We start from the raw sequence: 25,595 nt of genomic DNA, 5'->3' as shown, positions 1-25,595 counted from the left end.
CATGAAATTCGCAGTACTCGTGTTCCCTGGGTCAAACTGTGATATCGATATGTATCATGCGATTAAAGACGAGCTAGGTGAAGAAGTAGAATATGTATGGCATACAGCAACAGATTTAAGTGGCTTTGATGGTATTTTAGTACCGGGAGGCTTCTCATACGGAGATTACCTTCGCTGTGGTGCGATGGCCAATCAATCTAATATTATGGCAGAGGTCAAGAAGGCAGCAGATGCTGGTAAGCCGGTATTAGGAGTATGTAATGGATTCCAAATCCTAACTGAAGCAGGTTTATTACCAGGTGCATTACTTCGAAACAAAAATTTGAAATTCATGTGCCGCACAATCCAGCTTAAAGTTGAAAACAATAATACATTATTCACAAATCAATATGAGCAAGGTCAAATGATCAATATTCCAATCGCACACGGAGAAGGTAACTACTACTGTGACGAGGAAACTTTACAAGCATTAAAAGATAACAATCAAATCGTGTTCACATACTCAGGCGAAAATCCAAACGGTTCTTTAGAAGATATCGCGGGGATTATAAACGAGCGCGGCAATGTACTAGGTATGATGCCTCACCCAGAGCGAGCAGTTGATGCACTGGTGGGCGGAGCAGACGGTCTAGCAGTATTTAAATCAATTGTGAAGCAGTGGAGGGAAAATCATGTCAACAACTAAGTTTGAGCCAACAGCACAGCAAATTAAAGAACAAAAGCTATACGCTGGTATGGGGATGTCAGACGAAGAATTTGCAATGGTAGAAGGTATTATTGGACGTCTACCAAACTGGACAGAGACAGGTCTTTTCTCAGTAATGTGGTCTGAGCACTGCTCATACAAAAATTCAAAACCAGTGTTACGTAAATTCCCTACGAAGGGTCCACAAGTTTTACAAGGTCCAGGTGAAGGTGCTGGTATCGTAGACATTGGTGATGAACAAGCAGTTGTATTTAAAATGGAATCGCATAACCATCCTTCAGCAATCGAGCCTTATCAAGGTGCTGCCACAGGTGTTGGTGGTATTATCCGTGACGTTTTCTCAATGGGGGCACGTCCAATTGCTATGCTGAACTCACTACGCTTTGGCGAATTAAAGTCAGCGCGTGGTAAATATTTATTTGAAGAAGTCGTTGCTGGTATTGCAGGTTACGGTAACTGTATCGGAATTCCTACAGTAGGTGGCGAGATTCAATTCGATCCTTGCTATGAAGGCAATCCATTAGTTAATGCAATGTGTGTAGGTTTAATTGACCACAAAGATATACAACGTGGAATCGCGGCTGGTGTAGGGAATACAGTCATGTATGTTGGCGCTAAAACAGGTCGTGACGGTATCCATGGTGCAACATTCGCCTCTGAGGAGTTAACAGAAGAATCTGAGAACCAACGTCCGGCAGTACAAGTAGGAGATCCATTTATGGAGAAACTTTTACTTGAAGCATGTTTAGAAGTTGTAAAATCTGACGCTCTAGTAGGTATTCAAGATATGGGTGCTGCTGGTCTTACTTCTTCATCAGCAGAAATGGCTTCTAAGGCTGGCTCTGGTGTAGAAATGAACTTAGACTTAGTACCTCAACGTGAAACAGGTATGACGGCATATGAAATGATGCTATCTGAATCTCAGGAGCGTATGCTACTTGTTGTGAAAAAAGGTCGCGAAGATGAAATTAAAGCGATTTTCGATAAATATGATTTAGACGCTGTGGCAATTGGTCGCGTGACGGATGATAAAATGCTTCGCCTTTTACATAATGGCGAAGTTGTAGCGGAAGTACCTGCTGATGCACTTGCAGAAGATGCACCAGTTTATCATAAGCCATCTGCAGAGCCTGCTTACTATGCAGAGTTCCAAGCGATGGAAAACGCAGAACCAGCGGTAACAGATTACAAAGAAACATTAAATGCACTTTTACAAGCACCAACAGTTGCTTCAAAAGAGTGGGTTTACGATCAATATGATTATCAAGTTCGTACATCAACAGTCGTTGCTCCAGGTTCTGATGCAGCCGTTATCCGTGTTCGCGGTACGAACAAAGGATTAGCGATGACTACAGACTGTAACTCTCGTTATATTTTCCTAGATCCTGAAGTAGGTGGTGCCATTGCTGTAGCTGAGGCGGCTCGTAATATTGTAGCAACTGGTGGTACACCATTAGCGATTACTGACTGCTTGAACTTCGGCAATCCTGAGAAACCAGAAATCTTTTGGCAAATTGAAAAATCAGCTGATGGTATTTCAGCTGCTTGTACAGCACTGAATGCACCAGTAATCGGTGGTAACGTGTCTCTTTATAACGAACGTTCTGGTGAAGCGGTTTACCCAACACCAACAATCGGTATGGTTGGCCTAATTGACGATTTAGCACATGTGACAACTCAAGAAGTAAAAGCTGCTGGTGATGTAGTATTTGTAATCGGCGATACAAAAACTGAATTCGGTGGTTCGGAGCTTCAAAAGTTGTTAAATGATGGGGTTATTTCAGGGAAAGCACCAGCGATTGACCTACAGATTGAAGCTGCCCGTCAACAAGCATTACTTAAAGCAATTAAAGCAGGAATTGTACAATCTGCACATGATGTAGCAGAAGGTGGTCTTGCAGTGGCGCTAGCTGAAACAACATTTGGCGCTAATGACTTAGGTCTTGATGTGACATTAATAGGCTCTGCTACAACAGCATTATTCAGTGAAACACAATCTCGTTTCGTTGTAACAGTGAAAGAAGAAAATGCATCTGCATTTGTAGAAATTGTAAAAGACGCAAAGAAAATCGGTGTCGTAACAAACGATGCGCTTGTTAAAATCAACGGTGACAACGGTGTGCTTGTAGAAGGTACAGTGGAGGAATTCCGTTCTAATTGGAAAGGAGCAATCCCATGCTTGCTGAACTCAGAGGCTTAAACGAAGAATGTGGGGTGTTTGGTATTTGGGGTAACCCGAATCCAGCACACCTTAGTTATTACGGGCTTCATGCTCTTCAACACCGTGGCCAAGAAGGCGCTGGGATCGTCGTTTCTGACGGTCAGCATCTTCGCGCGGTGAAAGGCGAAGGACTGGTTAATGATGTTTTCAACGAAGACAAATTAAAGGCAGTGGACGGAAAAGCAGCAATTGCCCATGTCCGTTATACGACTGCTGGAGGTGGCGGTATTGAAAATGTACAGCCGTTATTATTCCACTCGTCAACTGGTAGCCTTTCAATTGCTCATAACGGTAATTTAGTCAATGCAACGCACTTAAAACAGTATTTAGAGCGCCAAGGGAGTATTTTCCACTCTAGTTCCGATACTGAAGTGCTTGGGCATCTTATTAAGAAAAGCTCGCTTTCGCCATTCCGTGCAAAGGTGAAAAATGCCCTTTCATTATTAAAGGGTGCTTACTCGTTCTTAATTATGACTAAAGATGAAATGCTTGTCGCACGTGATCCACATGGTTTACGTCCATTATCTCTTGGAAAGCTAGGAGATGGTTGGGTTGTAGCCTCTGAAACTTGTGCATTTGATTTAATAGGTGCAGAATTTGTTCGCTCTGTTGAACCTGGTGAGTTATTAATTATTAACGATGAAGGTGTAAAATCTGATCGTTTTGTAGAGATGGATAAACGTGCAATGTGCGCGATGGAGTACGTATATTTAGCGCGTCCTGATTCTGATATTGATGGTATTAACGTCCACATGGCGCGTAAACGTATGGGAAAACAGCTTGCTCGTGAATGTGCACATATTGAAGCTGATGTTGTTACAGGTGTTCCAGACTCAAGTATTTCAGCAGCAATCGGCTTTGCAGAGGAAAGTGGAATTCCATATGAACTAGGTCTTATTAAAAATCGTTATGTAGGCCGTACATTTATCCAACCGACACAGGAATTACGTGAACGCGGTGTGAAAATGAAGCTTTCTCCAGTTGTTCAAGTTGTAAAAGGTAAACGAGTAGTGATGGTGGACGATTCGATTGTTCGTGGTACAACTTCACGTCGTATTGTAAAAATGTTAAAAGATGCAGGGGCAGCAGAAGTTCATGTTGTGATTTCTTCGCCACCGATGACGGATCCTTGCTATTATGGCATCGATACTTCAACACATGAGGAATTGATTGCCTCTAGCCACAATGTAGATGAAATCCGTGAAACTATCGGAGCCGATTCACTAACATTCCTTTCCGTTGAGGGCATGGTGGAGACGATTGCAAGACCTTATGAAGATGAAAACCGCGGATTATGCCTAGCATGCTTTACAGGTAAATATCCAACAGAAATTTTCCCAGATACAATCTTACCGCATGAAAAAGAACTATTACGTTAAGAAAAACATCTAAATACATCTAGCAATGATGACTGATCTAGATTTGGGTGATAAGGAGGAACTCTGCGTGTCAAAAGCATATGAACAAGCAGGTGTAAATATTGAAGCAGGCTACGAAGCCGTAAAACGAATGAAGTCTCATGTTGAACGTACAAACCGTCTAGGTGTGATGGGCACGTTCGGTGGTTTTGGTGGTATGTTTGACTTGTCAGAACTAAATCTTAAGGAACCTGTTCTTATTTCAGGTACAGATGGTGTTGGGACAAAGCTAAAGCTAGCGTTTATGGTGGACAAGCACGATACAATTGGTGTGGACTGTGTAGCGATGTGTGTCAATGATATCGTAGCGCAAGGTGCAGAACCATTGTACTTTTTAGATTATGTAGCCCTTGGCAAGGCAGAGCCAGCGAAAATTGAGCAAATTGTAAAAGGCGTTGCAGATGGCTGTGTGCAATCTGGTGCGGCATTAATCGGTGGTGAAACTGCAGAGATGCCAGGTCTTTACGAAGAAGATGAGTATGATTTAGCTGGTTTTGCAGTAGGAGCCTGTGAAAAATCAGCCATCGTAACGGGTGAGAAAATCGTAGAGGGTGACGTACTTGTTGGTATTGCTTCAAGTGGGGTGCATTCAAACGGTTACTCATTAGTGCGAAAAATTGTCTTTGCGGATAATCAGTACGCTGTTGATTCGATTGTGGATGGCTACGAGGATCTTGGTCCTATTGGGGAAGCCTTGTTAGTGCCAACAAAATTATATGCGAAACCTGTACTTGCATCTTTAAAAGTAGCAGACGTTCATGGTTGTGCCCATGTAACGGGCGGTGGCTTTTATGAAAACCTACCACGTATGATGCCAGAAGGTTTAGCAACTGAAATTGACTTAGGTTCTTGGCCAGTCTTACGTATTTTTGAGTTTTTAAAAGAAAAAGGACAGTTAGAGGACAAGGATTTATATAATGTCTTTAACATGGGCATTGGCTTCGTGTTAGCTGTACCTGCAGCTGAAGTAGATAAAGTGCTTGCTACAGTAGAGGCAAATGGTGAAAAAGCATACAAAATTGGTCGCGTTGTGAAAGGCGAAGGTGTTGTATTCAATGGCTCACATGATGGGAGTTTAGTGTAATGATTGCACCGACTAAAATTGCCGTTTTTGCTTCAGGTAGCGGCAGTAACTTTCAAGCTATTCAAGAGGCCATTGAACGTGGCGAACTACATGCAAAGATTGAACTTGTTGTGACAGACAAGCCTAGCGCATTTGTAGTGACACGTGCTGAAAACTATAGTATTCCAGTGCTAGCTTTAAGTCCGAAAGAGTTTTCATCAAAAGCAGATTACGAAACTGCTATTATCGAGGCTCTTCACGAACGTCATGTAGAATGGATTGTGCTTGCAGGTTATATGCGCTTAATTAGTGAAGTATTGCTATCTGCCTACCCACAGCGCATTGTGAATATTCATCCTTCACTATTACCGGCCTTCCCAGGTAAAGATGCCATTGGTCAAGCGATGGAACACGGAGTCAAGATAACTGGGGTAACAGTCCATTTTGTAGATGAAGGTATGGATACAGGGCCTATTATTGCACAAGCGGCAGTTCAAGTCGTTGAAGGTGACCGTGAGGCAACAGAAGCGGCAATTCATCAAAAAGAGCATGTACTCTATACAAAAGCTTTAGAGCAACTATTAAAGTAATAGATTGATGAGAGAGTTAGGTATTGCCTGATTAAAACCTAACTCTGTCCGACCAATAATAGCAAGACATATTCGTGGCTAACACGATAAAATTAGGAGGATTTCGTTGTGACAAAACGTGCATTAATCAGTGTTTCCAATAAAGATGGTATTTTAGAATTTGCAAAAGAACTAGTAGCATTAGGTTATGAAATTTTATCAACTGGTGGTACGAAAAAAATGTTACAAGACAATAATGTTGCCGTAACAGCAGTAGATGAAGTAACTAAATTTCCAGAAATTTTAGATGGCCGTGTAAAAACTTTAAATCCAATGATTCACGGTGGACTATTAGGAAAATTTGACGATGCTTCTCATCAAGCACAAATGAATGAGCATGGAATTGAGCCAATCGAGATTGTTTGTGTCAATCTTTACCCGTTTGTTGAAACAATTTCAAAGCCTAATGTAACATGGGATGATGCGATCGAAAATATTGATATCGGTGGTCCAACAATGTTACGTTCTGCAGCAAAAAACCATCAATATGTAACAGTAATTGTGGATAGCAATGACTATGCGAACGTATTAGAGGAACTGAAAGCTAATGGTGCAACGACTATTGAAACACGTCGTAAATTAGCTGCAAAAGTTTTCCGTCACACAGCCGCTTATGATTCATATATATCAAACCACTTAACAGAAGAAGAGTTCCCAGAGAGCTTAACAATGACATATGAATTAAAACAAAACTTACGCTATGGTGAAAATCCTCATCAAAAAGCAGCGTTCTATCAAAAACGTCTAGGTTCTGATTTTTCATTAGCTTATGCAACGCAATTGCATGGTAAAGAGTTATCATACAACAATATTCAGGACGGGAATGCAGCATTGCAAATTGTGAAAGAGTTTGAAATGCCTGCTGCTGTAGCTGTAAAGCACATGAATCCTTGTGGTGTTGGAACTGGCGCAACATTAGAAGAAGCGTTTGATAAAGCATATGAAGCAGATTCAACGTCTATTTTTGGTGGCATTATTGCTTTAAATATGGAAGTTGATGCAGCAACTGCTGAAAAATTAAGCCATATATTTTTAGAAATTATTATTGCACCAGCATTCTCTCAAGAAGCACTTGATATTTTAACGAAGAAGAAAAATATTCGTTTATTAATAATTCCTTTCGAGCAAGCAAAACAAGACAAATTCAATGTTGTATCAGTTGAAGGCGGCCTTCTTGTACAAGAACCAGATCGCTATGGCTTTTCTAATGCAGATATTAAAGTTGTCACAGACCGTGAACCGACAGCACAAGAATGGGAGGCATTACAACTAGGCTGGGCAGTTGTGAAGCATGTTAAATCTAATGCTATCGTCGTTACAGATTCTCAAATGACACTGGGTGTTGGCGCTGGCCAAATGAACCGTGTTGGAGCAGCTAAAATCGCATTTGAACAAGCTGGCGAAAAAGCAAAAGGTGCAGCGCTAGCATCAGATGCATTTTTCCCAATGAGTGATACTGTAGAAGCAGCTGCAGCGGCTGGTATTACAGCCATTATTCAACCAGGCGGCTCTATCAAAGATCAAGATTCAATCGATAAAGCAAATGAATACGGCATTGCAATGGTATTCACTGGCGTACGTCATTTCAAACACTAATCAGAACATGTTAAAAACTAGACCGAGATGTTGGTTCATCTCGGTCTTACTTACAAATAGGAGGATTCCCTAAAATGAACGTATTAGTAATTGGAAGCGGCGGTCGTGAGCATGCTATCGCCAAACAATTTAGTATTTCACCATCTGTGAATAAAGTATTTGTAGCTCCTGGTAATGATGGCATGAGAAATGATGCGGAAATCGTTGCGATAGATACGATGGATTTTGCAGGTCTTGCACAATTTGCAAAAGAAAATGCAATAGATTTAACCTTTGTAGGACCTGAGCAACCACTTGCTGGAGGTATAGTAGATTTCTTTAATGCTCGCGGTTTACGAGTATTTGGTCCAACAAAGGCAGCGGCACAAATCGAAAGCAGTAAATCATACGCGAAAGATATTATGAATAAATATAATATCCCAACAGCGGCCCATGAAACGTTTACTGAGGCTGCAAAGGCTATCGCTTATATTAAGGAACAAGGTGCACCAATTGTGATCAAAGCGGATGGATTGGCAGCTGGTAAAGGTGTAGTTGTCGCAATGACCGAAGATGAAGCAATTGAAGCTGTAAAGGATATGATTGGGAATCAACGTTTTGGTGAATCATCTTCACGTGTTGTCATTGAAGAATTCCTGGACGGAGAAGAATTCTCCTTTATGTCATTTGTCCATAAAGGTCACATATATCCAATGGTCATTGCTCAAGATCATAAACGTGCTTATGATGGCGATAAAGGACCGAACACAGGTGGTATGGGTGCCTATTCGCCGGTGCCTCAAATTTCACAAAACGTAGTGGATGAAGCGTATAAGACAATTGTCGAACCGACCGTGAAAGGTATGGAGGCAGATGGTGTATCATTTACAGGAATTTTATATGCAGGATTAATCTTAACGAAAAACGGTCCAAAAGTGATTGAGTTTAATGCACGCTTCGGCGATCCAGAAACACAAGTAGTTTTACCACGTATGGCATCTGACTTTGGAGAATTTATGATGGCATTAATGGATGAAAAGCCATTTGTTTTGCAATGGTCTGAAGAAGCAATGCTTGGTGTAGTCATTGCCGCTGAAGGCTATCCGGGGGACGTTGAAAAAGGAAATACATTACCTAATTTAGAAACTCTATCAGCTTCACATGAAGTATTCCATGCAGGTACAAAGATTGTAGATGAGAAGTTTGTCGGTAATGGTGGACGAGTATTATTAGTTGGAGCAAAAGCCTCCACATTAAAGGAAGCACAAGAAAAAGTATACGCTGGGATTGCAACTGAAACATGGGACAATTTCTTCTACCGCAAAGATATCGGTTGGCGCACGTTTAAGTAGCAGTTGAGTAACTGATAAAATAAATATCAAGCGTAAAGAGTAGGGAAATATAGAGATTTATAATTGTCCGATAGAAGGATAATTTTTTTACATTTTGCTTTATCACCATAGCGTGTGGTTGATTCCGTTCCGACTGGGCGCTTTGTAGCTGCCGCTTCGCTTTCGCACAGAAAACATCCGCTTCGCTGCAGGGTCTCGGGCCAACAGGATGTTGGTCACTAAATCTAATTAGAATAAGCGGGTTTGCGTTGCGGGTTACTAAATGATTAATGAAACAAATCAAGCTTGTCGATTAGGGAAATATAGTTATTTTATTTAGTGATAAAAGGATTTTTTGTTGATATTTCGCTAATATATGTCCATTTTAACTGATTGTAGCGAAGGGCTACTCGACGCTCGCCCGCAGGAAAGCGAGTAGCCCGTAAAGGAAATCTGAGCATTTGAATTAATGAAAATGATTAATATCGTACCTAAATTAAATATTTAATCATACTATGAAACTTCTTGTTGTTTTTAAACGTATGATTTACAAGGGTGAAAGCCGTCTCAACTATATAGTTGAGACGGCTCCTTTGACTAAGAAGGATTTTGTGCATTATTTGTGGAACTTTTACTTTCTGAGGAAGTTTGATTGGAAGTGCTGGAGTCAGATTGCTTTGACGCAGTTGCGGTTGCTCCTGACATATTTCCAGTTATAACGGAGGAGAAATCCTTCATGAGTTTTTCGATTTGTTCAGATGACATAGAATTTTGGCCACTGAGCATACTTTGCATAGAAGAGTTGCTATTATTGTTGCTGTTGTTCATAGCGCTCTCCATACTTGAGCTCAGTAAAGATTTAGTAGGGCAATACTTAAAAATACCCTCTGCCATTTTCATGGCACCAAAAGCAATCATCAATCGACCTGCCGTACAGTTAGGATTTCTTGAGACCTTAGCGATACCAAATGCCGTTAAACTCGTACCCATTGCAAAGCGACAGAAGGCATTTTTTTCGCTTAAATTCGTTTCCTGCATCATCATCATATTTCCTCCTTTAGTCATTGTGGAAAAAATAAAGCGGGGGGCACTTTGCTTTATGAAAGTGCTGTGTTACGATTGAAACAAGATGATTGCATAAAGCACTAAATTTATGAAAGAAAGCGTTTATGCAGTAGTAGTATGTGATTTCAAATAGGATTTACACGATGAAATTTTACGTAAATTAGGAAGGGGCGAATAGAATGGATCCAGTATGGAAAATTACAGAATTACGCCAACAATTAGCTGTAATTGATGGTAAAAAGGCACCTGATATTGTATTAAAAAATGCGCGTTATTTACATAGCATGCTCAAACAATGGGTAGTAGGGAACATTTGGATTTTAGGAGATCGTATTGTCTATGCTGGTGATAGAATGCCTCCGTTATCAGAGGGAACAGAGGTGGTCGATTGTACGAATAAAACAATTGTGCCAGGATATATTGAGCCACATGTTCATCCGTTCCAATTATACCATCCACAATCTTTTGCTGATTTTTGTGGACAGCTAGGCACTACAACTTTTATTTCAGATAATTTAAGCTTCGTTTTATCTTTAGAAAATAAGAAAGCGTTTTCAATTTTGGATGATTTGAAAAAGCTACCGTTTTCATTTTATTGGTGGACTCGTTTTGATTCGCAAACTGAAATGGAGCAGGAGGAAGAGATTTTTTCTAATACGTCCATTTTAGAATGGTTAGAACGAGATGACGTTTTACTTGGTGGAGAATTAACAGGCTGGCCAAGGTTGTTACATGGAGATGACCAAATGCTTTATCGCATGCAAATGGCTAAGGGCTACGGAAAAAAAATAGAAGGGCACTTCCCTGGCGCATCAGAACGAACTTTAGCACGTATGAAGCTACTTGGTGCCGATGGTGATCATGAAGCTATGACAGTGGAAGAAGTGGAGCGACGTATTATGCAAGGATATGCTGTAACGCTGCGTTATTCTTCAATACGTCCTGACTTACCACATCTATTAAAAGGAATTGTCGAAAAAGAACTGCCTATTTTTGATCATTTAATGATGACAACAGATGGCTCAACACCTTCTTTCCATGAAGATGGCGTGATGGATAAATGTATTCAAGCAGCTTTAGATGCAGGTGTAGCACCAATCGATGCTTATCAAATGGCTTCCTATAATGTGGCACGCTATTATAATATGACCAGCTTACATGGCTTTATCGCAACTGGTCGATTTGCTTCCCTAAATATTTTACAAGATGAATGGCACCCAGTTCCTGAGAGTGTACTATCGAAGGGGGTTTGGTTAAAACGCGATGGAGAGCAAGTGCAAAGACTTGCTGCAATTGACTATTCAGCGTTCCCTGCGTTTGACTTAGATTTTTCATTAACATCTCATGATTTTCAATTCTCGATGCCGTTTGGAATTGAGTTAGTAAATGATGTTATTACTAAACCATATAACTCATTAGTTACTAGAGAAGGGCAGCTTGCAAATCATGATGAATGTTATTTAATGCTTATTAATAGAGATGGCAATTGGCATGTTAACACGATGATTAAAGGTTTTGCTACTAGTGTTCAAGGCTTTGCTTCATCTTATTCGAATACAGGCGATATTTTGCTAATCGGAAAAAATAAAGATGATATGATTACAGCTTTTGAAGAAATGAAGGCAATGCGTGGTGGGATTGTACTTGCTGAAAAGGGTGAAGTAATTGCAGCTATTCCATTAACTATTGGTGGTCTTTTACATGATGGCGATGTTAAGGAGCTATCGGAAAAAGAGAAGGCCTTAAAACAAGCATTAGCGGAACGTGGTTACCACTTAGGAGACGCAATTTATTCTTTATTATTCTTACAATCTACACATTTACCATATATTCGGATAACACCAAAAGGGATTTTTGATGTTATGAAGAATAAGTTATTATTACCAGCAGTGATGCGCTAGTTGAAGCTTCCTTATGGTATAGCCACAACAAATACAGTTAGATGTAATTGATTAAAGGAGAGTAATGCTTGTGTTCAAATCGAAGAAACTATTTACCGTAATGGCTTTTAGTACTTTATTGATAGGAGGATGTTCTAAAGATTCGTCGGAAGTAAATAAAGACGATACGAACAAGGTTGATGAAGAAACTGCTATTGAAGAGCCTTTTCAAAAGGGGGATAAGGTTGCTCCATTAACAGGTGAAGCTGTGAAGGAAGAAATTACGCAACGCCCAATTATGGTTACAATTAATAATCATCCGAAAGCACGGCCACAATCAGGAATTGAAGCGGCGGATATTATTTATGAAATGCTAGCTGAAGGTGATGTTACGCGTTTATTAGCAGTGTATCAAAGTGAACTGCCAGAAACTGTAGGTCCAGTTCGTAGTGCTCGATCTTATTTTATTGATCTTGCAAAAGCCTTTGATGCATTTTATGTAGCACATGGCTATAGCCCTGAGGCAAAATCGATGCTTACTAATAATGTAGTCGACAATATAAATGGCATGGATTATGATGGAACTCTTTTTAAACGTTCAAAAGATCGTGTTGCTCCACACAACTCATATATTACATCTGAAAATATAGTAAATGGAGCAAAAAAAGTAGACGCTTCAATGAGTTACCGTGAAAAAGTAAGTCAGGCTTTTTATGAACCTGATGAACGTGGTAAAATAGGCATTGAAACAAGTCGAATTGACGTTACCTACGGAAATAGTGAGTATTTCCATAATTCGTATTTGTATGATCATCAAAGTAATCATTATGGACGACAATCGGCTGGCGTAGACACAAAGGATATGTTAACAGGCGACACATTATCAATTGCAAATGTTCTATTTTTTGAAATGAAACATCGAACGATTGATAATGAGGGGCGCCAAGAAATTGATTTAACTTCTGGTGGAAATGCGTATGTATTTCAAAATGGCTATATGAGAGAAGTCAAATGGGCTAATATTGATGGAATACCAATGGCTGTAGAAGAGTCTGGGGAACTTGTGAAGCTAGTACCAGGGAAGTCTTGGGTTCACTTCATACCAACTTCACCAGGGTTAAAAGCAATGGTGAAAACTCAGCCTTAAAGGGAGGAAGATTGCATGCAAATCGAAAAAATTCGTGGGCATCAAACAGATCAATTATTTAAAGCAGTATTAGAGCTGAAAGATATCGAAGAATGCTATAAGTTTTTTGATGATTTATGCACGATTAGTGAAATTCAATCGTTAGCACAACGCTTTGAGGTTGCACATTTACTACGTTTAAAGAAAACCTACGAATCAATTAAAAAGGAAACAGGTGCAAGTACAGCAACTATTTCGCGTGTACGTCGTTGCTTTGATTATGGGAACGATACATATGATGAAATGTTAGGTCGTTTGTATCCAGATGAAAAGCCATTTCAAGCACCAAAAGAATAGTAGGTAAAGAGGCTGGGTAGAGGTTCTGCTCAGTCTTTTTCATTTTTTTGTAGACTGTCATAAGCTATACTTGTAAACGAATAGATAGAAAATGATAGGTGGTAAAATAGATGGATTATTTAGAATGGAGACATGTGTTCAAGCTTGACCCAGCTAAGGATATTTCAGATGAGGCACTAGAAAGAATTTGTGAATCAGGGACAGATGTTATTATAGTTGGTGGAACAGACAATGTAACTTTAGATGGCGTATTAGATTTGCTTGTTCGTGTAAGACGCTTTGAAGTACCGATAGCGCTTGAAATTTCTAATATTGATTCGGTAACACCAGGTTATGACTATTATTTCATTCCAACCGTGTTAAATAGTGATGATCCAAAGTGGATTAAAAATCTACACCATGAAGCAATTAAAGAATATGGAGATATCATGGTATGGGATGAACTAGTAGCTGAAGGTTATTGTATTTTAAACCCGACTTGTAAAGTAGCGGAAGTAACGAAGGCAAAAACCGATATATCTATTGATGATGTTGTTGCCTACGCACGTATGGCTGAAAATTTCTTTAGATTACCTGTATTTTATGTAGAGTATAGCGGTACTTATGGGGATATTGAGGTTGTAAGTGCTGTTAAAAATGAACTGAAACATACCCGACTATTTTACGGTGGAGGCATTACATCTGCTAAGCAAGCAGCAGAAATGGCAAAATATGCAGATACAGTAGTAGTTGGTAATGTTATTTACGAAGATTTAAAAGCTGCACTTGCGACTGTTAAGGCTGTAAAAAATATTATATAATTTAACTTTTTCAGCAGGTGTCCAAACACCTGCTCAAAGAAGTTAAAGCCTCCGGCGGATGTTACGGGATCGGCTTTGTGCAAGCACAAAGCCGATTCCGGACGCAATTATGCCGAGGCATAATTGATAAATAAACGTTTGTAAGGCGGTGCGAAATGGAGCAGTTAACGAAAAACTTATTAGCAGGTATGAACACTGAGCAGGAAAATGCGGTCAAAACAACTGAAGGACCGCTCCTAATTATGGCGGGTGCTGGATCAGGGAAAACACGTGTGTTGACACATCGTATTGCATACCTAGTCATCGAAAAAGAGGTATATCCGTCAAAGATTTTAGCAATCACATTTACAAATAAAGCTGCACGTGAAATGCAAGAGCGTATAGATGGCATTCTCGGTAATGGAACTGGCGATAGTATGTGGGTATCGACCTTCCACTCCATGTGTGTGCGAATTTTACGACGCAATATCGATCAGCTAGGGATATCACGTAACTTTTCAATTTTAGATTCGACTGATCAGCTATCAGTTGTTAAAAATGTTATGAAGGATGAAAATATTGATACGAAACGTTTTGAACCGCGTGCGATTTTAAATGCGATTAGTTCGGCAAAAAACGAATGTATAGCTGCGGACGATTATGCAGGTCAAATCAATGAAAATAATCCTTACGAAAAAACGATTGCCCGAGTTTATAAAGGGTATGAAAAAAGACTACGCCGCAATCAATCACTCGATTTTGATGATTTAATTATGACGACTATTACCTTATTCAAGCGTGTACCAGAAGTGCTTGAATACTATCAAAATAAATTCCAATATATCCATGTAGATGAATATCAAGATACGAATAAATCTCAATATTTACTTGTTCAAATGCTTGCCAAGAAATTTAAAAATATTTGTGTTGTAGGTGATTCTGACCAATCGATTTATCGTTGGCGTGGTGCGGACATTGGCAATATTCTTTCATTCGAAAAGGATTATCCAAGTGCTAAGGTCATTATGCTTGAGCAAAATTACCGCTCCACAAAACGCATCCTACAAGCAGCAAATGACGTCATTCAAAATAATACAACACGTTATCCAAAAGAACTGCGTACAGAAAATGCTGAGGGTGAAAAAATCGTATTGTACAAAGCGTATAACGAGCAAGAGGAAGCACAATTCGTTGTACAAACAATCCAACAGCATATTCAACAAGAAAATCGTTCATTTGATGACTTTGCAATACTCTATCGTACAAATGCGCAGTCTCGTGTAATGGAGGAAGTACTTGTTAAGTCTAATATGGCTTATCAAATAGTTGGTGGTACTAAGTTCTATGATCGTAAAGAGATTAAGGATTTACTTGCCTACTTGCGTCTTATTGCCAATAACGATGATGATTTATCACTTGCTCGTATTATTAATGAACCTAAGCGTAGTATAGGTGCAACTTCCTTTGAAAAAATGGCGCGCTATGCGATTGATCAAGAGCGCTCAATTTTTGATGCCATGAATGATCTTGTATTCATGGGGCTTACAGGGAAAGCTGCTAATTCAGCGGAGCAATTTTATTCGATGATTAAAGGTTTTACAGAAATGCAAGAATATTTATCGGTGACAGAAATTGTAGAGCAGGTCATTGATAAATCTGGTTATCGTGCAATGTTACAAAACGAGAAGACAATTGAAGCAGAAAGCCGCTTAGAAAACATTGAAGAATTTTTATCTGTAACAAAGGCTTTCGAGGAGCGTAGTGATGATAAGAGCTTAGTTGCCTTTTTAACAGATTTAGCGCTAATTGCAGATATTGATGCACTTGATAAAGATGATGCATCGAAGGGCAACATTATTTTAATGACAATGCATGCTGCAAAGGGCTTAGAATTCCCAATCGTCTTTATCATTGGAATGGAGGAAAATATCTTCCCGCATTCTCGTTCACTTGATGATATGGATGAAATGGAGGAAGAACGTCGTTTAGCGTACGTTGGTATAACACGTGCAGAAGAACGTTTATTTTTAACGAGTGCACAAAGTCGTACGATTTTTGGTCGTTCTAGCTATAACAATGTCTCTCGTTTCTTAGGTGAAATTTCGGAGGATATTACCCAATCGATTTCCAGAGGTGGTACGAAGCCTGAAGTTCCGTTTGCCTCTAGCAATCGTTCAGCAGGCGGCTATCAAAAGCGTACACTTGGTGCAATTCAGAAAACACAGCCTGCAACAGCTCGTTTACAAACAACTGGTGGAGACCAATTTGGCTGGAAGGCTGGGGACAAAGCAATCCATAAAAAATGGGGAACAGGTATGGTTGTTAGTGTAAAAGGTGAGGGTGATAGTACAGAGCTAGATATTGCCTTTCCACAACCTATTGGTATTAAGCGATTACTAGCACAATTTGCACCTGTTGAAAAAGGGTAACCGGGGGAACTTAAATGAACGAAATTGAACAGCGCGTTGTTGAATTAAATAATTTGTTACATGAATATGGTCATGCCTATTATGTGTTGGATAAACCTGTCGTAGCAGATAGTGTTTATGATCAATTATTACATGAACTTATTGCGTTAGAGGAATCGAATCCGTCACTTATTTATCCAGATTCACCGACTCAGCGTGTTGGTGGAGCAGTGGTAGAAGGCTTTAAAAAAGTGACACACGATTACCCTATGCTAAGTTTATCAAACGCTTTTAATGAAGAAGACTTACGTGAATTTGACCGTAAAGTGCGTCAAGCAATCGGTGATAAATTCTCCTATGTTTGCGAGCTGAAAATCGATGGTCTTGCTATTTCTTTAAAATACGAAAACGGCGTTTTTGTACAAGGAGCAACACGAGGAGACGGTGTTGTAGGGGAAGATATTACAGCAAATTTAAAAACGATTCGAGCAATACCACTTCGATTGAATGAGCCACTTACAATTGAAGTACGTGGTGAGGCGTATATGCCTAAAAAATCCTTTGAAAAATTGAATGCTCTTCGTGCTGAAAATGGAGAAGAATTATTTGCAAATCCAAGAAATGCGGCTGCAGGTTCTTTACGCCAGTTAGATCCTAAAATAGCAGCGAGTCGTCAACTATCTACCTTTATTTATGCAATTGGAGGAGATGGTGAGGCATATGGTATTGACGGTCATGCAGAGATGCTTGATTATTTAGAGGGACTAGGTTTCCCATCGAACAAAGAGCGTCAACGCTGCTCAACGATTGAAGAGGTACTAGCATTTATCGAAAAATGGACTGAAAAACGTCCGAATTTAGCCTATGAAATTGACGGAATTGTCATTAAGGTGGATCGTTATGCCCAGCAGGATGAGCTAGGTTATACAGCAAAGAGTCCACGTTGGGCAATTGCTTATAAATTCCCTGCTGAGGAAGTAGTCACAACATTACTTGATATTGATTTAACTGTTGGGCGAACAGGGGTTGTTACACCAACTGCTATTTTATCGCCTGTTCAAGTGGCAGGTACGACAGTTCAACGTGCATCATTACACAATGAGGATTTAATTCGTGATAAAGATATTCGTCTAGGGGATACAGTCATTATCCGAAAAGCCGGAGACATTATTCCACAAGTTGTCGGTGTAATACTAGAGCAGCGACCTGAGGACTCAGTTCCGTATATAATGCCTGAAAATTGTCCTGTTTGTGATAGCGAACTTATTCGAATTGAAGGGGAAGTGGCTTTACGTTGTGTAAATCCTGCGTGTTTTGCACAAATCGCGGAGAGCATTAAATATTTTGTATCGCGTAATGCGATGAATATCGACGGACTTGGTGATAAGGTCGTTGAGCAATTATTACGTGCAGATTTAATTCATGATGTCTCTGATTTGTATCACTTAACGGAAGAACAGCTAGTCGAACTTGAGCGTATGGGAGAAAAATCAGCGGCGAATTTAGTCAATGCTATCCAGGCTTCTAAGGAAAATTCAATGGAGCGTTTACTAATTGGATTAGGAATACGACATGTTGGTGAAAAGGCTGCAAAAATTGTTTCAGAGGAGTTTGGAACAATGGAAGCGGTGATGGCAGCAACAGAGGAGCAACTCGTGGCGATTTACGAAATCGGCGATAAAATGGCTTCATCACTTGTCGAGTATTTTTTAAATGAGGATGCACGTGCAGTCATCGGGCGCCTTGCTGAAGTAGGCGTCAATATGACGTATAAAGGTAAAAAGGTAGAGGTAGCTGTAGGGGATAATCCTCTTGCAGGAAAAACAATCGTATTAACTGGTAAACTTGAGCAATTGACACGTAACGAAGCAAAGGCGAAAATAGAAGAGTTAGGTGGTATTGTTACAGGCAGTGTCAGCAAAAAAACTGATCTTGTTATTGCAGGAGCAGATGCGGGTTCTAAACTAACAAAAGCTGAGCAGTTAGGTATTGAAGTTTGGAATGAAGAACGCCTGATCGAACAATTTAACCTTGTCCAATAATGGATACTATCAAAATTGAAAAAGATGAATTAACTTAGTTTCTTAGTGGAAAGTAGAGGCATTTTATAAATGTCTCCTTCTGTCCACAGGCAGGTATGAACAATTCGTCAAGCAAAATCTGAACATCAGTAAAGGAGTACTAAAATAATGAAGTCATTTCGACTCATTCCAGCAATTATCGCTGCTGCAATGCTAGTCGGCTGTGTGCCTTCTGATAAGAAGGAGACAGAGCTAACACAGGAGACGCAACAGGAAAAAGCGGAAACAACAATTATTCCAAGCTTACAGATTGATAAATCATATTATAGAACGCTAACACCCTATAAAGAAAGTGCTAGTAGGGGATTAGTAGTTTCAAATATTTTTACAAAATATGATATGAAGGAAGTTGAAACAGGTTTAATGCGTCTTTCTCAAAATGAGTTCGACACAGAGAACTATTTCTTCCAAGAAGGGCAATATTTAGCGGAAAACACAGTAAAAAATTGGCTTCACCGTAGTTCACAAAAGAAAGAAGGCTTAAATCCTCCAACGACGGACTCAATGTCGGCAGAGGAACGTGCAACAAAGGCCCCAATCTATTTATCACATATTATTGAGCAAAATTATTTAACAAAAACTAGTGATAACAAAGTTAAATTAAGCGGTATTTCGATTGGACTTGCCTTAAACTCTATTTATTACTATCAAAAAGAAAAGTATGGGGAATACTATGAGCAACCAATTCCGGAGGCAGAACTGATTGAGCAAGGGAAGAAGATGGCTTCAGAAATTGTGTCTCGTCTAAGAACCCGTGATGAATTGAAAGATGTACCGATTGTAGTAGGCTTATTTAAACAAAAAGCGCGCAATGATATTATTCCAGGAACGTATTTTAACTATGGCGTAGCTAAAGCTGGACAAAACGAGGTAACTGATTGGAAAGCTATGGATGAAGAATATGTACTGTTCCCAACGAGTGAATCACAGGATGTATACCGTGATGATAGCAAAAACTTTCAGAATTTTAAACAAGATGTAGATAAGTATTTTTCAAACTATACTAGTGTAGTAGGAACAGGCTTTTACCAAAACAAAAAAATTCAAAAGTTATCGATTGAAATACCCATCCAATTCTTCAGTAAACTTGAAATTATTGGATTCACTCAATATTTAACAGGTGTTCTGATCAATCAATTTGATAACATTCATGTTGAAGTAAGCATCACTTCAATGAATGGTCCAGAGGCATTAATCGTAAAGGATGCCAACGAGAAAGAACCATACGTCCATATCTATTAAAAATATAGTCAGCCTTATGCTGACTATATTTTTTTATGGAATGAACGTGGAAGAGAGTATGAAGTGACAAAGCAAAAGCGACGGAAAGCCTCCACGAAGTGAAGGAAAACCTCATCGATATGATGGATAGAAAAGCAAAAATGGATAGACTCCTCAAAGTGCGGATACACAAGAAAGCACAAATAACGCGATCGTTGCTCCGCTCACAAATAGCAAAGCCTTAATGGAGGACTCTAAAAACAGTCCATAAAGACGACACTTCGTCATAGTAGTGAAAGTTTCTTTATTTTTGGTGAAAGTTGTGATTTTTAATATGAAAAATGTTATGATTATTTGCATGGTTAACTTTATTCAACCCTATTGTTATCGACAAAAGCAATGAATTGAATGCGTATTCGGAGGTGTGAAAAATGGCAAAATTAACAAAAGAAGAAGTTAAGCACGTGGCAAACTTAGCACGTCTTGCAATTACGGAAGAGGAAGCAGAGAAATTTGCTGAACAGCTTGGTAAAATTACTGACTTCGCAGAGCAACTAAACGAGTTAGATACAACGAATGTTGAACCAACAACTCACGTTTTACCACTAGTAAACGTAATGCGTGAAGATGTAGCAACAAAAGGTTTAGACCGTGAAGTAATGATGTTAAACGTAAAAGAACAAGAAGATGGTCAAGTAAAAGTACCAGCTATCATGTAATACTAAAACATAGGAGGATTCCTCATGACGTTATTTGAACGTTCAGCGAAGGAGCTACAAGCTGATATTAAAGCGGGTAACTTAACAATCGCTGATTTAACAAAAGAAGCATTCGAACGTGTGGCGAAGCTTGACGGCGATGTACAAGCTTTCCTTGCTTCAAATGAAGAAAAAGCAACTGCACAAGCAGCTGAAATGGATAAAGTGCCATTTGAAGAGCGTGGACCACTTTTCGGTCTTCCTATCGGTGTTAAAGACAACATCGTGACAGAAGGCTTAGAAACAACTTGTGCTTCTAAAATTTTAGAAGGCTTTATGCCAATTTACGATGCAACAGTAGTTAAAAAGCTACGTGATGCAGGTATGGTCACTATCGGTAAATTAAACATGGACGAGTTTGCAATGGGTTCTTCAAATGAAAACTCATACTATAAAACAACAAAAAATCCATGGAACTTAAACCACGTACCAGGTGGATCTTCAGGTGCGTCTGCAGCAGCAGTAGCAGCAGGTGAAGTACCATTCTCACTTGGTTCTGATACTGGTGGTTCAATCCGTCAACCAGCTGCTTATTGCGGTGTTGTAGGGATGAAGCCTACATATGGCCGTGTATCTCGTTTTGGTCTAGTTGCATTTGCATCTTCTTTAGACCAAATCGGACCAATTACACGTAATGTTGAAGACAATGCCCTTTTACTTGAAGCAATCGCAGGATTAGATGCAAACGATTCTACTTCTGCAGACGTAGAAGTACCAAACTACGCAGCAGCACTTACTGGTGACGTAAAAGGCTTACGTATTGCTGTGCCAAAAGAATTCCTTGGTGAAGGTGTTGGCGAAGCAGCACGTCAATCAGTGCTTGATGCATTAGAAGTATTAAAAGGCTTAGGTGCTACAGTAGAAGAAGTATCGCTTCCTCACTCGAAATATGCACTTGCAGCATACTATATTCTTTCTTCTTCTGAAGCGTCTTCTAACCTTTCTCGTTTTGACGGTATCCGTTATGGTTTCCGTGCAGAAAACGTTAATAATTTGATGGACCTTTATAAAGAAACACGTGCACAAGGCTTTGGTGATGAAGTAAAACGTCGTATCATGCTTGGTACTTACTCGCTAAGTGCAGGTACGTATGATGCTTACTACAAAAAAGCTCAACAAGCACGTACACTTATCAAAGCAGACTACGACAAAGTATTTGAAGACTTTGACGTGATCATTGGACCAACTTCTCCTACACCAGCATTTAAAATTGGTGAAAACGTTGATGATCCAATGACGATGTATGCAAATGATATTTTAACGATTCCTATGAACTTAGCTGGTGTACCAGCCATCTCAATCCCATGTGGTATTGAAAATGGTCTACCACTAGGCTTACAAATTATCGGTAAATATTTCGATGAAGCAACAATTTACCGTGTAGCTCATGCTTTTGAACAAGCAACGGAGTTCCATAAACAAGTTCCTCAAATTTGGGAGGGAAAATAACATGAACTTTGAAACAGTCATTGGTTTAGAAGTACACGTTGAGTTAAAAACGAACTCAAAAATCTTCTCACCAGCACCAGCTCACTTCGGTGCTGAACCAAATACAAATACTACAGTTATCGACCTAGGCTATCCTGGTGTCCTACCTGTACTTAATAAAAATGTTGTAGATTTCGCAATGCGTGCAGCACTTGCACTAAACATGGAGATCGAACAAGAAACAAAATTTGACCGTAAAAACTACTTCTATCCAGATAATCCGAAAGCTTATCAAATCTCTCAATTCGATAAACCAATCGGTAAAAATGGCTGGATTGATATCGAAGTAGATGGTTACACAAAACGTATCGGTATTACGCGTCTTCATATGGAAGAAGATGCAGGGAAGCTTTCTCACTCTGGTGACCACTCTTTAGTTGACTTTAACCGTCAAGGTACACCACTTGTGGAAATCGTTTCTGAGCCAGATATTCGTACAGCAAACGAAGCGTATGCTTACCTAGAAAAATTAAAATCAATTATCCAATATACAGATGTATCTGACTGTAAAATGGAAGAAGGTTCACTACGTTGTGACGCCAACATTTCAATTCGTCCATATGGTCAAGAAGAATTTGGTACAAAGACAGAGCTTAAAAACCTTAACTCTTTCAACTATGTTCGCCGTGGTATAGAGCACGAGGAATTACGCCAAGCTGATGTCCTTCTTTCAGGTGGGGTAATTGATCAAGAAACTCGTCGCTTCGATGAAAAAACAGGTAAAACAATTCTTATGCGTGTGAAAGAAGGAACAGACGATTATCGTTACTTCCCAGAGCCAGACTTAGTTCGTCTATCGATCTCTGATGAATGGTTAGAGCGAGTAAAATCAGAAATTCCTGAGCTTCCAGATGCTCGTAAAAAACGCTATGCAGATGAATTAGGCTTAACACCATATGATGCAGGAGTTCTTGTTATTTCAAAAGAAATCTCAGACTTCTTTGAGGCAATGGTAGCTAAAGGTGCGGATGCAAAGCTTTCAGCAAACTGGCTTATGGGTGATGTTTCTGCATACTTAAATGCAGAACAAAAAGACCTTAAAGATACTGCATTAACGCCAGAAAACCTTGCAGAAATGGTGAAATTAATCACTGACGGTACAATTTCTTCTAAAATCGGTAAAAAGGTATTTGCTGAATTAGTAGAAAACGGTGGTTCTGCAGGAGAAATCGTTAAAGCAAAAGGGTTAGTTCAAATTTCTGATGAAGGTGCATTACTTGCTATCGTTACAGAAGTTCTAGACAACAATGCACAATCGATCGAAGACTTCAAAAATGGTAAGGATCGCGCTATAGGCTTCTTAGTTGGTCAAATTATGAAAGCAACTAAAGGTCAAGCGAACCCACCTATGGTCAATAAATTATTACAACAAGAAATTGCAAAACGTTAATTTCAATTTCAAAGGAAGGTCAAGAGAGCAAATTTGCTTCTTGGCCTTTTATATTTAAAAATTAATACATACTAAAGAATCTTTAGGGCATCTATAACAATAAATGACCTTTACGAGTAAAGTATCAACAGGCTTAATGCTGATTTATAAAAAAGCGCAAATCTACAAAAATTCTAGATAATTTTTGAGTAGAGGCTGGGCGATTCCAGGAAAAGCTCAGCAGGAACAGAAATAAACTCGATTTTATGGAGAAAAGAACTAAAAAATACCAAATTAGCACTTTATAGTTGTCTAAATGGAGTATTCATAGCAAAATATAGAATAGAACATGATAAAACTTTAGGGGGTCTATCAATGAAAACTGAACAACAATATTTCAATGATGCGATTTCAATTCAACAATATATGGATCATATGACGACGTTAAAAGAGGAAAGCTTCCGTATTTACGATGGTTTCGAAGTGCCATTAAACGATGGCTTTATCGAACTATTGAAAAATAAGCAACCAAAAATATTAACAATTACTGAGGACTGGTGCGGGGACGCAATGTTAAACAATCCAATCATTCGCCGAGTTGCAGAGGCAGCAGAACTAGACATGCGCGCAGTATTACGTGATGCGGATACAGATTTGATTGATCGTTATTTAACAAACGGTGGCCGTGCAATTCCAGTTTATATTTTATTAGATGATGCTGGTCAGGTTGTAGGAAAATGGGGACCACGAGCACCAGAATTACAGGAATTAGTAGTAAGTAAACGAGCTACTTTACCTGATAAAGAAGACCCTACATTTGAAGATGCACAAAAAGCGCTATATGCAGAAATTCGTGAAGAGAATATGACGAATAAATCATATTGGAAATATGTTTACGAGGATTTTAAAAAGAAAGTAATAGCTGCATTGCAATAATTGTAAATCACAAGGCTTCATGTCAGAAAAATGTGGACATGCCTTGCTATTGTTGACTTCAATGCAACATTTAAAAGAATAATTCGTTGAAAGAAATAGAATCTTATGAAGCAGGAAGGTATGTTATGAAACGAGCAAGAATCATTTATAATCCTACATCTGGGCGTGAAGTGTTTAAAAAGCATCTACCAGAAGTATTGGCAAAATTAGAGGTAGCAGGCTACGAGACATCTTGTCACGCAACAACCTGTGAAGGCGATGCGACCATTGCTGCAAAAAATGCAGTAGAACGTGGCTTTGATATAATTATTGCAGTTGGTGGAGATGGCACATTAAATGAAGTTGTTGCAGGTGTAAGTCCATTTGAGAACCGGCCGAAAGTAGGTCTAATTCCGATGGGCACAACGAATGACTTTGCCCGTGCCGTGCACATTCCTCGAAATATTGAAGCTGCCGTTGACATTATTATTAAAGGTGAATCGTTACCAGTAGATGTTGGTTTATTAAATGGGGAACGCTATTTCATCAATATTGCTGCTGGCGGACGTATTACAGAATTAACTTATGAAGTGCCAAGTAAAATGAAAACAATGCTAGGACAGTTAGCTTATTACTTAAAAGCAGTGGAAATGATCCCATCGATTAAAGCTTCACACATGCGTATTGAATACGATGGCGAAGTGTTTGATGGGGATGCCATGATGTTTTTATGTGGCTTAACAAATTCGGTGGGTGGCTTCGAAAAGCTTGCCCCAGACGCAAGTATTAATGATGGCTACTTTACTTTAATCGTATTGAAAAAAGTAAATCTGCCTGAATTTATTCAGCTTGCTGCGATGGCATTAAGAGGCGAGCATTTAAATGATGATCGTGTAATTTATAAAAAGGCGAGTGTCGTCAAAGTATCTACTGAAGATGAAATTCATTTAAACCTAGATGGTGAATATGGTGGGGACGCGCCTGCAACATTTGAAAACTTAAAGCGTCATATTGAAATTTTTGTTCCACTAGCAGATATTCGTGAGGAAGACCGTATCCAATAAACATAAAAAGGGTTCTGCTTAATTTAGGAGTGAGCATCGCGAGTGAAGCGGCTCATCGGACACCCCAGGAAGCTCTGCGCGAAGGCGAAGCGTCAGCAATAAAGCGCCCAGTCGGAACGGAAATCAATCACACGTTTTGGT

Annotated in this window: 20 protein-coding genes; 19 read left to right on the top strand and 1 reads right to left on the bottom strand. The window is 39.4% G+C overall.

Features of this window, described 5'->3' with window-relative positions; translation table 11 throughout:
* The first annotated feature begins 1 nt into the window (after window position 1).
* The 7 genes from purQ (at window position 2) to purD (ending at window position 8,964) form a co-directional block, all read left to right on the top strand.
* A complete protein-coding gene (gene purQ, locus AC3WSO_RS21575) occupies window positions 2–685 on the top strand; it encodes a phosphoribosylformylglycinamidine synthase subunit PurQ (RefSeq protein ID WP_492533550.1) in 684 nt (227 codons plus the stop codon).
* The gene (gene purL, locus AC3WSO_RS21570) at window positions 672–2,906 is read left to right on the top strand and encodes a phosphoribosylformylglycinamidine synthase subunit PurL (protein WP_492533549.1); all 2,235 of its coding nucleotides are present in this window, start codon (window positions 672–674) and stop codon (window positions 2,904–2,906) included. The genes purQ and purL overlap by 14 nt, the downstream gene beginning before the upstream one ends.
* Window positions 2,882–4,306 carry an amidophosphoribosyltransferase gene (gene purF / locus AC3WSO_RS21565; RefSeq protein ID WP_386829760.1) on the top strand — a complete coding sequence of 475 codons (1,425 nt, stop codon included), beginning with the start codon at window positions 2,882–2,884 and terminating at the stop codon, window positions 4,304–4,306. Before purL ends, purF begins: the two co-directional genes overlap by 25 nt.
* Window positions 4,307–4,373: 67 nt before the next feature.
* Window positions 4,374–5,429: a phosphoribosylformylglycinamidine cyclo-ligase gene (purM, locus tag AC3WSO_RS21560; RefSeq protein ID WP_492533548.1), complete on the top strand. Its 1,056-nt coding sequence runs from the start codon at window positions 4,374–4,376 to the stop codon at window positions 5,427–5,429.
* Complete coding sequence (gene purN, locus AC3WSO_RS21555) at window positions 5,429–5,998, top strand: phosphoribosylglycinamide formyltransferase (RefSeq protein WP_492533546.1); 570 nt, start codon at window positions 5,429–5,431, stop codon at window positions 5,996–5,998. Before purM ends, purN begins: the two co-directional genes overlap by 1 nt.
* Before the next feature lie 108 nt (window positions 5,999–6,106).
* The gene (gene purH / locus AC3WSO_RS21550; RefSeq protein WP_492533544.1) at window positions 6,107–7,633 is read left to right on the top strand and encodes a bifunctional phosphoribosylaminoimidazolecarboxamide formyltransferase/IMP cyclohydrolase; all 1,527 of its coding nucleotides are present in this window, start codon (window positions 6,107–6,109) and stop codon (window positions 7,631–7,633) included.
* Window positions 7,634–7,707: 74 nt separating this feature from the next.
* Window positions 7,708–8,964, top strand: a complete 1,257-nt coding sequence (gene purD, locus AC3WSO_RS21545) for a phosphoribosylamine--glycine ligase (RefSeq protein ID WP_492533542.1) — start codon at window positions 7,708–7,710, stop codon at window positions 8,962–8,964.
* 576 nt (window positions 8,965–9,540) lie between these two features.
* On the opposite strand, the gene AC3WSO_RS21540 is transcribed toward purD, so the two are convergent.
* Window positions 9,541–9,987, bottom strand: coding sequence for a hypothetical protein (locus AC3WSO_RS21540; RefSeq protein ID WP_492533541.1), 447 nt, complete (start codon window positions 9,985–9,987; stop codon window positions 9,541–9,543).
* A gap of 200 nt (window positions 9,988–10,187) precedes the next feature.
* On the opposite strand from AC3WSO_RS21540, the gene AC3WSO_RS21535 reads away from it, so the two are divergent.
* The 12 genes from AC3WSO_RS21535 (at window position 10,188) to AC3WSO_RS21480 (ending at window position 25,454) form a co-directional block, all read left to right on the top strand.
* On the top strand, window positions 10,188–11,909 hold the full coding sequence (locus AC3WSO_RS21535; protein WP_492533540.1) for an adenine deaminase C-terminal domain-containing protein: 1,722 nt from the start codon (window positions 10,188–10,190) through the stop codon (window positions 11,907–11,909).
* A gap of 70 nt (window positions 11,910–11,979) precedes the next feature.
* Window positions 11,980–13,035: a DUF3048 domain-containing protein gene (locus AC3WSO_RS21530; protein WP_492533538.1), complete on the top strand. Its 1,056-nt coding sequence runs from the start codon at window positions 11,980–11,982 to the stop codon at window positions 13,033–13,035.
* A gap of 15 nt (window positions 13,036–13,050) precedes the next feature.
* The gene (locus AC3WSO_RS21525) at window positions 13,051–13,371 is read left to right on the top strand and encodes a YerC/YecD family TrpR-related protein (RefSeq protein WP_004225717.1); all 321 of its coding nucleotides are present in this window, start codon (window positions 13,051–13,053) and stop codon (window positions 13,369–13,371) included.
* A gap of 110 nt (window positions 13,372–13,481) precedes the next feature.
* On the top strand, window positions 13,482–14,171 hold the full coding sequence (gene pcrB / locus AC3WSO_RS21520) for a heptaprenylglyceryl phosphate synthase (RefSeq protein ID WP_492533536.1): 690 nt from the start codon (window positions 13,482–13,484) through the stop codon (window positions 14,169–14,171).
* A gap of 155 nt (window positions 14,172–14,326) precedes the next feature.
* The gene (pcrA, locus tag AC3WSO_RS21515) at window positions 14,327–16,579 is read left to right on the top strand and encodes a DNA helicase PcrA (protein WP_492533534.1); all 2,253 of its coding nucleotides are present in this window, start codon (window positions 14,327–14,329) and stop codon (window positions 16,577–16,579) included.
* A 14-nt stretch (window positions 16,580–16,593) separates the two neighbouring features.
* Window positions 16,594–18,600, top strand: a complete 2,007-nt coding sequence (gene ligA / locus AC3WSO_RS21510; RefSeq protein ID WP_492533532.1) for an NAD-dependent DNA ligase LigA — start codon at window positions 16,594–16,596, stop codon at window positions 18,598–18,600.
* Window positions 18,601–18,747: 147 nt separating this feature from the next.
* A complete protein-coding gene (locus AC3WSO_RS21505) occupies window positions 18,748–19,881 on the top strand; it encodes a CamS family sex pheromone protein (RefSeq protein WP_492533531.1) in 1,134 nt (377 codons plus the stop codon).
* A 410-nt stretch (window positions 19,882–20,291) separates the two neighbouring features.
* Window positions 20,292–20,579: an Asp-tRNA(Asn)/Glu-tRNA(Gln) amidotransferase subunit GatC gene (gene gatC, locus AC3WSO_RS21500; RefSeq protein WP_010857153.1), complete on the top strand. Its 288-nt coding sequence runs from the start codon at window positions 20,292–20,294 to the stop codon at window positions 20,577–20,579.
* A gap of 24 nt (window positions 20,580–20,603) precedes the next feature.
* Window positions 20,604–22,067, top strand: coding sequence for an Asp-tRNA(Asn)/Glu-tRNA(Gln) amidotransferase subunit GatA (gene gatA, locus AC3WSO_RS21495; protein ID WP_197143595.1), 1,464 nt, complete (start codon window positions 20,604–20,606; stop codon window positions 22,065–22,067).
* Window position 22,068: 1 nt separating this feature from the next.
* Window positions 22,069–23,496 (top strand): Asp-tRNA(Asn)/Glu-tRNA(Gln) amidotransferase subunit GatB, encoded by a 1,428-nt coding sequence (gatB, locus tag AC3WSO_RS21490; RefSeq protein ID WP_492533529.1) that lies wholly within the window; start codon window positions 22,069–22,071, stop codon window positions 23,494–23,496.
* A gap of 354 nt (window positions 23,497–23,850) precedes the next feature.
* The gene (locus tag AC3WSO_RS21485) at window positions 23,851–24,411 is read left to right on the top strand and encodes a thioredoxin family protein (protein WP_492533527.1); all 561 of its coding nucleotides are present in this window, start codon (window positions 23,851–23,853) and stop codon (window positions 24,409–24,411) included.
* A 125-nt stretch (window positions 24,412–24,536) separates the two neighbouring features.
* Window positions 24,537–25,454, top strand: coding sequence for a diacylglycerol kinase (locus AC3WSO_RS21480; RefSeq protein WP_492533525.1), 918 nt, complete (start codon window positions 24,537–24,539; stop codon window positions 25,452–25,454).
* Window positions 25,455–25,595 lie beyond the last annotated feature (141 nt).

It is taken from the genome of Lysinibacillus sp. EB106-09-02-XG168 (genome assembly GCF_058791475.1).
Note: the sequence above shows the minus strand (reverse complement) of the source record. Positions and strands in the feature narration are given on the sequence as shown.

Bases quoted from the DNA above. Each gene is read 5' to 3' on its own strand.
- purQ (WP_492533550.1), top strand. From the start codon at position 2: ATGAAATTCGCAGTACTCGTGTTCCCTGGGTCAAACTGTGATATCGAT.
- purL (WP_492533549.1), top strand. From the start codon at position 672: ATGTCAACAACTAAGTTTGAGCCAACAGCACAGCAAATTAAAGAACAA.
- purF (WP_386829760.1), top strand. From the start codon at position 2,882: ATGCTTGCTGAACTCAGAGGCTTAAACGAAGAATGTGGGGTGTTTGGT.
- purN (WP_492533546.1), top strand. From the start codon at position 5,429: ATGATTGCACCGACTAAAATTGCCGTTTTTGCTTCAGGTAGCGGCAGT.
- purD (WP_492533542.1), top strand. From the start codon at position 7,708: ATGAACGTATTAGTAATTGGAAGCGGCGGTCGTGAGCATGCTATCGCC.
- AC3WSO_RS21540 (WP_492533541.1), bottom strand. From the start codon at position 9,987: ATGATGATGCAGGAAACGAATTTAAGCGAAAAAAATGCCTTCTGTCGC.
- AC3WSO_RS21535 (WP_492533540.1), top strand. From the start codon at position 10,188: ATGGATCCAGTATGGAAAATTACAGAATTACGCCAACAATTAGCTGTA.
- AC3WSO_RS21525 (WP_004225717.1), top strand. From the start codon at position 13,051: ATGCAAATCGAAAAAATTCGTGGGCATCAAACAGATCAATTATTTAAA.
- pcrB (WP_492533536.1), top strand. From the start codon at position 13,482: ATGGATTATTTAGAATGGAGACATGTGTTCAAGCTTGACCCAGCTAAG.
- pcrA (WP_492533534.1), top strand. From the start codon at position 14,327: ATGGAGCAGTTAACGAAAAACTTATTAGCAGGTATGAACACTGAGCAG.
- ligA (WP_492533532.1), top strand. From the start codon at position 16,594: ATGAACGAAATTGAACAGCGCGTTGTTGAATTAAATAATTTGTTACAT.
- AC3WSO_RS21505 (WP_492533531.1), top strand. From the start codon at position 18,748: ATGAAGTCATTTCGACTCATTCCAGCAATTATCGCTGCTGCAATGCTA.
- gatC (WP_010857153.1), top strand. From the start codon at position 20,292: ATGGCAAAATTAACAAAAGAAGAAGTTAAGCACGTGGCAAACTTAGCA.
- gatA (WP_197143595.1), top strand. From the start codon at position 20,604: ATGACGTTATTTGAACGTTCAGCGAAGGAGCTACAAGCTGATATTAAA.
- gatB (WP_492533529.1), top strand. From the start codon at position 22,069: ATGAACTTTGAAACAGTCATTGGTTTAGAAGTACACGTTGAGTTAAAA.
- AC3WSO_RS21485 (WP_492533527.1), top strand. From the start codon at position 23,851: ATGAAAACTGAACAACAATATTTCAATGATGCGATTTCAATTCAACAA.
- AC3WSO_RS21480 (WP_492533525.1), top strand. From the start codon at position 24,537: ATGAAACGAGCAAGAATCATTTATAATCCTACATCTGGGCGTGAAGTG.